This is a genomic window from Streptomyces sp. CO7 (genome assembly GCF_053474865.1).
The window spans coordinates 645,521-648,723 of sequence record NZ_JBRIOU010000002.1 but is presented as its reverse complement, the minus strand read 5'-3'; the positions used below and the strand labels follow the sequence as shown (position 1 = coordinate 648,723).

The window sequence follows — 3,203 nt, the reverse complement described above, 5'->3', positions numbered from 1 at the left end:
GCCCAACGCCGCCGACGTCGCCTTCGCCACCGGGATGATCCCGCACCACCGGCAGGCGGTGGAGATGGCCGGCCTCGCGCCCGACCGGGCGGCGTCGACGGAGGTGAAGCGCCTCGCCGCGGAGATCGAGAAGGCCCAGGCCCCTGAGATCGCCACCCTGTCCGGCTGGCTGAGGTCTTGGGGCGAGGACGTGCCCACCGAAGGCACCGCAGGTCACGGCGCACACGGCGGCGGCGACGGAATGATGTCCGCCGAGGACATGGAGGCCCTTCGCGAGGCCTCCGGTCCGGCGTTCGACGAGGCCTTCCTGCGGATGATGATCGAGCACCACGAGGGCGCCGTCGCCATGGCCCGGACGGAGCGCGCGGACGGTTCCCACCCGCCGGCCCGGGGGATGGCGGCGGACATCGTCGACGCGCAGTCGTCGGAGATCGGGCGCATGAAGAACCTCCTCGGCCGTAACTGACAAGTTCCCGGCACCAGTTGCCACCCGGTGGGGCGGGCGTCGCGCAGCGCGGCGTCCGCCCCACCGGCGTGTCACGAACCCGTTTCCCGCTCGCGCGGAATACCCCCAGGGGGTATAAGGTTCGGAGGGTGCGGGGTCGGGAGACGAGCCCCGCCGGACAGTGAGGGGAGAACCGTCATGGAGCACACCGGGCACCACTCCGGCGACGCCCACGGTCACGCGGGACACGGGGGCCACGCCGGACACCGGGGCGGGCATGACGCCGGGCACCACCACGCGGCCCGCCCGGGCGCGAGCTGGGCCATGGCGGCGAGGGCGACGCTGCACTGCCTCACCGGCTGCGCCGTGGGCGAGATCCTCGGCATGGTCATCGGCACCGCGCTGGCCTGGGGGAACGTGCCGACCATGGTGCTGGCGATCGGCCTGGCCTTCGTCTTCGGCTACTCCTTCACCCTGTTCGGGGTCCGCAGGGCCGGACTGGAGCTGAGGGCGGCGATCAAGGTGGCGCTGGCCGCCGACACGGTCTCCATCGCCGTGATGGAGCTCGTCGACAACGGGATCATCGCGCTGACCCCCGGGGCGATGGACGCCCAGCTCTCGGACGGCCTGTTCTGGTCGGCGCTGCTGGGCGGTTTCGCCGTGGCCTTCCTGGTCACCACTCCGGTGAACAAGTGGATGATCGGCCGCGGCAAGGGACACGCGGTCGTCCACGCCCACCACCACTGACCCGGGGAGGGCCGCCGGGCGGTGCGTCAGGCGGGGTCCGCCGCGTCCAGGTGGGCGGTGTCGCCCCAGCGGGTGGGGTGCAGGCGCCGCCCGTCGCCCTCCCAGTGCGACACCGAGGCGTTCGGCACGGGCGGCAGCGACTCGGGCGAGGCGGCTCCGATCCCGGCGAGAACGTGGCGCAGGGCGACCAGCACCCCGTCGTGCGCGACGAGCAGGACGCGCCGTCCGGGTGCGGCCCGGCCCAGGTCGGCGACGAACTGCCCGACGCGGACGGCGACGTCGGTGAAGGCCTCCCCGCCGGGCGGCCGGTAGTACCAGTCCCCCAGCAGCTCCCGGCGGGCCGCCTCCTCCGGCGCCCGGGCACGCAGCGCGGTCGGAGGGTGCAGCTCGAAGACACCCGTCTCCCGGTCCCGCAGCCGCTCGTCCACCAGCGCGTCGGGCGACGCGACACCGAGCTCGGCGGCCCGGGACGCCATGAGCTCCCAGGTCTGCCGGGCCCGCAGGTAGGGGGAACACACGACCAGGTCCGGGCCGGTTCCGGGGGTCCGGCCGGCCAGCCAGGCCCCCAGGGCGAGGGCCTGCGCCTCCCCGCGCCCGGTCAGCGGGACGTCCCGGTCGCGGCCGGGGACGGGCTCCGTGGAGAGCGACGCCTCCGCCGCGGCGAAGGCCACGTTGGCCGTGCTCTGCCCGTGCCGCACGGCCCACAGGCCGGCCAGCGCGCAGGGCGGCGCCAGGCCGCCCGCGTCGCCGGTTCCGGACGTCCGTGTCATGCCGGCCGCCCGCGCCGGCCGGTCCTGGGCAGCTCCATACGCGCGCTCCTCCCGGGGGGACCGTAACGCCCGGCAGGGATCCGCGCGAGGTCCCGGGCCACCGCCGTCATCCCGTGTACTGCCGTGCCCGGGAGGCCCGTTGGGAGGCCTCCAGCAGCACCAGACGGGACTCGACCGCCGCCGGGAGCACCCGCCGCTCCCGCACCACCCACGGCAGCCCGGCCGCCGCCAGGGCGAAACCGCGCAGCGAGGCGGCGTCGCGCGGCACGGTCCGCGCCAGGTGCAGGGTGCGCCGCAGCGCCGCGCGCGGCGGGCGCCGCAGCCAGGTGAACCAGAGCGTGTTGCGGATGCCGTGCGTGCGCCGCAGCGTGGAGTCCCGCGCCGCGGACGCCCGGTGGTGGATGGTGAGGGAGTCCGCGTAGACCAGCCACCACCCCGCCGCCGCGAGGTCCACGGCGAGCAGTTCCTCCTCGCCGCCGAGCCAGAGCCGCGGCGAGAACCCGCCGGCCGACCGGAACGCGTCGGTGCGCAGCACGGTCGCCGCCGCGAGGAACGAACCCAGCGCGGGTCCGGGCAGCCAGCCGGGTCCCGGCAGGGGCGAGTCGCGCAGTTCGGCGACGATGGGGTCCTCGGTCCCTCCCGGCTCCACGAGGATGCGGGCGGTCACCGCGGCGACGCCCGGGAACCGGTCCAGCAGGTCGGCGGCGCCGCGCAGCGAGCCGGGCTCCCACCAGGTGTCGTCGTCGCAGAACGCCACGTACGGCGTGGTGACGTGCCGCACCGCCAGGTTGCGGCCGACCGCCCCGAGGTTGCGGCCCGGGCGCAGCAGCAGCACCTCGGGGTGGCGGCGCGCGACGGCGGCGGCGGTGCCGTCGGCCGAGGCGTTGTCGGTGACGATCACCCGCGGCCGCTCCGGCAGTTCCGCCAGCCGGTCGAGGGTGAACAGGAGTTCGTCGCGCCGGTTGTGGGTGATGATCACGACGCTGACGCGCGGGTCGGCTCCGGAGGGGTTCACGCGCGGGCCCCGTCCAGCAGCCGGGCGGCCCGTTCGACGTGCGGCGGCAGCGGTGAGCGGGCGCGCAGCGCGCCCGGCAGCCGCACCAGCGTCCCGCGCAGGGCGTGCCGGGCGGGGCCGCCTTGCCATGCCTCGACGGCGAGTTCGCGGGTGCGGGCCAGGGCGAGCGGCAGCGGCCGGCGCAGCCAGGCGGTCAGCACCTCGTTGCGCCGTTGCAGGGCGGTGC

General features: G+C 76.1%; 4 protein-coding genes and 1 pseudogene. 2 read left to right on the top strand and 3 right to left on the bottom strand.

What is annotated here, in order from left to right; genetic code table 11:
* Both ACOV8S_RS04920 and ACOV8S_RS04915 read left to right on the top strand, forming a co-directional pair.
* On the top strand, positions 1–466 hold a 466-nt coding region (locus tag ACOV8S_RS04920; RefSeq protein ID WP_448316290.1), incomplete at its 5' end, for a DUF305 domain-containing protein.
* A 177-nt stretch (positions 467–643) separates the two neighbouring features.
* Positions 644–1,192, top strand: a complete 549-nt coding sequence (locus tag ACOV8S_RS04915) for a DUF4396 domain-containing protein (protein ID WP_448316289.1) — start codon at positions 644–646, stop codon at positions 1,190–1,192.
* A 26-nt stretch (positions 1,193–1,218) separates the two neighbouring features.
* Here the strand turns inward: ACOV8S_RS04915 and ACOV8S_RS04910 are convergent, their stop codons facing one another.
* The 3 genes and pseudogenes from ACOV8S_RS04910 to ACOV8S_RS04900 all read right to left on the bottom strand — a co-directional run.
* The gene (locus tag ACOV8S_RS04910; RefSeq protein WP_448316288.1) at positions 1,219–1,962 is read right to left on the bottom strand and encodes a histidine phosphatase family protein; all 744 of its coding nucleotides are present in this window, start codon (positions 1,960–1,962) and stop codon (positions 1,219–1,221) included.
* A 106-nt stretch (positions 1,963–2,068) separates the two neighbouring features.
* A complete protein-coding gene (locus ACOV8S_RS04905; RefSeq protein WP_448316287.1) occupies positions 2,069–2,977 on the bottom strand; it encodes a glycosyltransferase family 2 protein in 909 nt (302 codons plus the stop codon).
* Positions 2,974–3,203: pseudogene (locus ACOV8S_RS04900) on the bottom strand (glycosyltransferase family 2 protein); the annotation flags it as partial. The gene ACOV8S_RS04905 and the pseudogene ACOV8S_RS04900, both read right to left, overlap by 4 nt.

Excerpts from the sequence above, each read along its gene's own strand:
- ACOV8S_RS04915 (WP_448316289.1), top strand. The coding sequence starts at position 644 with ATGGAGCACACCGGGCACCACTCCGGCGACGCCCACGGTCACGCGGGA.
- ACOV8S_RS04910 (WP_448316288.1), bottom strand. The coding sequence starts at position 1,962 with ATGACACGGACGTCCGGAACCGGCGACGCGGGCGGCCTGGCGCCGCCC.